The organism is Ruminococcus callidus ATCC 27760 (assembly GCF_000468015.1).
Taxonomy (GTDB): domain Bacteria; phylum Bacillota; class Clostridia; order Oscillospirales; family Ruminococcaceae; genus Ruminococcus_C; species Ruminococcus_C callidus.
Map to the genome: position 1 here is coordinate 1 of NZ_KI260424.1, position 3,108 is coordinate 3,108.

Sequence of the window (3,108 nt, forward strand, 5' to 3'; positions counted from 1 at the left end):
CTGTCGCACAATCTTTGTGCGGTATTGCCATAAAAAAGAAAGGTGATGCTTTATGCCACAAAACATAAATCAGGAACTGTTGCAGCGGTTTGTAGATGCACAGGATCACGGGTACGAATTTGGAGAAACCTATGCCAAGGCACTTGACGAGATGAAACAGGGGCAAAAAATGACGCACTGGATCTGGTACGTGTTCCCGCAGATTCAGGGGCTGGGGAAAAGTTTTATCGCGGTGTATTTTTCCATTTACGATCTGGAAGAGGCGGTAGCGTACTATCAGCACCCGATTCTGGGGGCAAGGCTGCGGGAGATCACGGCGGTGCTGCTGGAGATTCCCTCCAATAACCCGTGGAGCGTGTTCGGGCAAACAGATGCACGCAAGGTGCGTTCCTGCATGACACTGTTCCGGCAGGCTGCACCGGACGACGACTTGTTTTCCCGTGTGCTGTACAAATTCTATCGCGGCGTCGAGGACAAAAGAACCTTGGAACAACTGCACATTTTTTGAAAGACGAGGAGAAACCAAAAAATGATTCTCAACATACATGGCTACGGCGGCAGTGCACAGAACAGTGCCTATACAGCATTGCTTTCGCTGGGCTGCGATGTGACCTCGCCGCAGCTGGATTATGATGCAGTGTGTCCGGAGAAAGTGCTGAAAACACTGCGGGAAATGGCTGTGACATGTCACGCGGATACTTTGATAGGGACAAGCTTTGGCGGATTTTTTGCGGCACTGCTCTGTGCGGAACTGCATCTTCCCACCATCTTGGTGAACCCCTGTCTGATGCCGTTTGACGTACTGCCAAGGCTCGGAAATACGCAGCCAATACAGCCGCTGATGGTGCTGTTCAGCAAGCTTGCTGCAATCGACAGCAGTCTGGTGCACTGTATCATCGGGGCAGAAGACGAAGTGATCGGAGATCACGCGTTTACGAAACGGCTGCTGTGCGATGCAGATCTTGTGCAGGTGCCGAATGGCAGGCATTCCGGTGCGACACTACCGCTGCAATCGTTTTTTCAGACAATTCTGGGAAAATAAGGGCAGCACCTGAGGAAGAAACATTGTCAACTGAAAACAGTTCCGAAATTTCCGGCAAATTTCGGAACTGTTTTGTATTTTCAGACTTCTGCAATTGTGCTAAAATAAAGTTATCCACAACAGAAAAAGAGGAAGGGAAGTTTGAACAATGTTTTGCAAATACTGTGGAAGTGAGATTGAGGACAATTCCAAATTCTGTGAGAAGTGCGGCAAAAAGCTGGACGAGGCAGTTCCTGCGGCAGAGGCGGAGAGTCCTGTGAAAAAGAAAAAGTCCAAAAAGAAGTGGATCATTCTGGCGGTGGCAGCCGTTCTGGTGGTCGTGGTTCTCGCGGCGGTGATCGGTTCTTCCGGCGACGATTCCGAAAAAAGTACCGGAAATTCCGGAAGCTCCGAATATTCCGAAGTCATTACCCAGCCGCCGACGGAAGCGTCCAAGTATCAGAAAACCAATTCCTACAACATTCCCTGCAACGGCAATTCGGAACTGGCAATTGAAGCAGCCAACGTGTTTGCCGACAAGTACGGCGGTTCCAGTTACGACTGGAACCTGACTAGTGTTGATGCATCAGTTTCCGGAATGGAGGGCACTTATCGGTATACTTACAGCTGGGTAGGCAACACCTACACGGCTACCAGAAAATTCAAAATCACGGACTATGGCACCTACCGGAACTACAGTTGGGAAGGTGACATTGCAAATTTATTTTACGGAAGTTAAGGCAACACCGCACAAAGCCCGCCTGACGGCTTTGCACGTAATCCGCTTGCAGATTTTCCTTAAAAACTGAAAGAGATTTTTCGATATAGTTTAAAGCTATAGGCAACTGCTCTATAAATATATTTCCCAAACCTGCTGTTTCATGGTATACTAAAATCAAATACATTTGTTCAGAAAGAGGAATTGACTATGCAGAAGATCACATCTCCGTACCGCTATGATTTTGTCGGAAGCTTCCTGCGTCCGGAAAACCTGAAGCAGGCAAGAAAAGATTACAGAGCAGGAAAAATCAGCAAGGAACAGCTGACCGCTGTAGAAGATGCTGCGATTCGTGAACTGGTTGCCAAGCAGAAGCAGGCAGGCTATCACATCATCACAGACGGTGAATATCGCCGTGAATACTGGCATCTGGATTTTATGTGGGGCTTTGCCGGCGTTGGACATGAAAAGACCGGCGGCGGTGTGCAGTTCAACGGAGAAATGGCAGATCTGGAAGATACCTACCTGACCGGAAAGGTCAAGGTAGTGCCGCACCCGTTTGTGACATACTTCCAGTTCCTGAAACAGTTTGAAGATGATGAAACCGTTGCAAAGTATACCATTCCTGCACCGGCACAGATGTTCCAGCAGATGATCGTGCCGCAGAATTTCCAGAGCACCAGAGAATTCTATGCCACCAATGAAGAACTGATCCACGACATCGGCGTTGCATATCAGGAAGTGATCCGTCAGTTCTATGATGCAGGCTGCCGCAATTTGCAGCTGGACGACTGCACTTGGGGTGCGATCGTGGGAAATGCTGCAAAACAGCGGTATCAGTCCTTTGGCATTGATCTGGAAGATGTCAAGAAGCAGCTTCTCGCGGTCAACAATCTGGCACTGGAGAACAAGCCGGCTGACATGGTGATCACTTCTCACATTTGCCGCGGCAACTATCACTCCACATTCTTCACCAGCGGACCGTATGATTCTGTTGCAGACTATGTTTTTGCACAGGAAAATGTAGATGCCCTGCTGCTGGAATATGATGACGAAAGAAGCGGCGGCTTCGAACCGCTTGCAAAGGTTTCTCCGAATAAAAAGGTGGTTCTCGGTCTGATCACTTCCAAGAAGCCGGAACTGGAGGACAAGCAGACAGTTATTGCACGGATTCACGAAGCAGCAAAGTATATTCCGCTGGATCGCCTTTGCCTGAGCCCGCAGTGCGGATTCGCTTCCTGCGAGATCGGCAACAAGCTGACAGAAGCAGACGAGTGGGCAAAGCTCGCACTGGTAAAGGAAATCGCAGAAGAAGTCTGGGGATAATCGCTTTTTCTGAGGCAATACCGCACAAAGAGCGTCTGGCGAC

4 protein-coding genes are annotated in these 3,108 nt (G+C 49.2%); all 4 read left to right on the forward strand.

The genetic code is table 11. The features are described from left to right. Positions 1-52 precede the first annotated feature (52 nt). The 4 genes from RUMCAL_RS09415 (at position 53) to RUMCAL_RS09430 (ending at position 3,065) form a co-directional block, all read left to right on the forward strand. Entirely contained in the window at positions 53-508 is a 456-nt protein-coding gene (locus tag RUMCAL_RS09415) for a DUF1810 domain-containing protein (RefSeq protein WP_021682549.1), read from the forward strand. 21 nt (positions 509-529) lie between these two features. Next, positions 530-1,042, forward strand: a complete 513-nt coding sequence (locus RUMCAL_RS09420) for a YqiA/YcfP family alpha/beta fold hydrolase (protein WP_021682550.1) — start codon at positions 530-532, stop codon at positions 1,040-1,042. A 148-nt stretch (positions 1,043-1,190) separates the two neighbouring features. After that, the gene (locus RUMCAL_RS09425) at positions 1,191-1,760 is read left to right on the forward strand and encodes a zinc ribbon domain-containing protein (RefSeq protein ID WP_021682551.1); all 570 of its coding nucleotides are present in this window, start codon (positions 1,191-1,193) and stop codon (positions 1,758-1,760) included. 189 nt (positions 1,761-1,949) lie between these two features. Continuing rightward, on the forward strand, positions 1,950-3,065 hold the full coding sequence (locus RUMCAL_RS09430; RefSeq protein WP_021682552.1) for a 5-methyltetrahydropteroyltriglutamate--homocysteine S-methyltransferase: 1,116 nt from the start codon (positions 1,950-1,952) through the stop codon (positions 3,063-3,065). Positions 3,066-3,108: the final 43 nt, after the last annotated feature.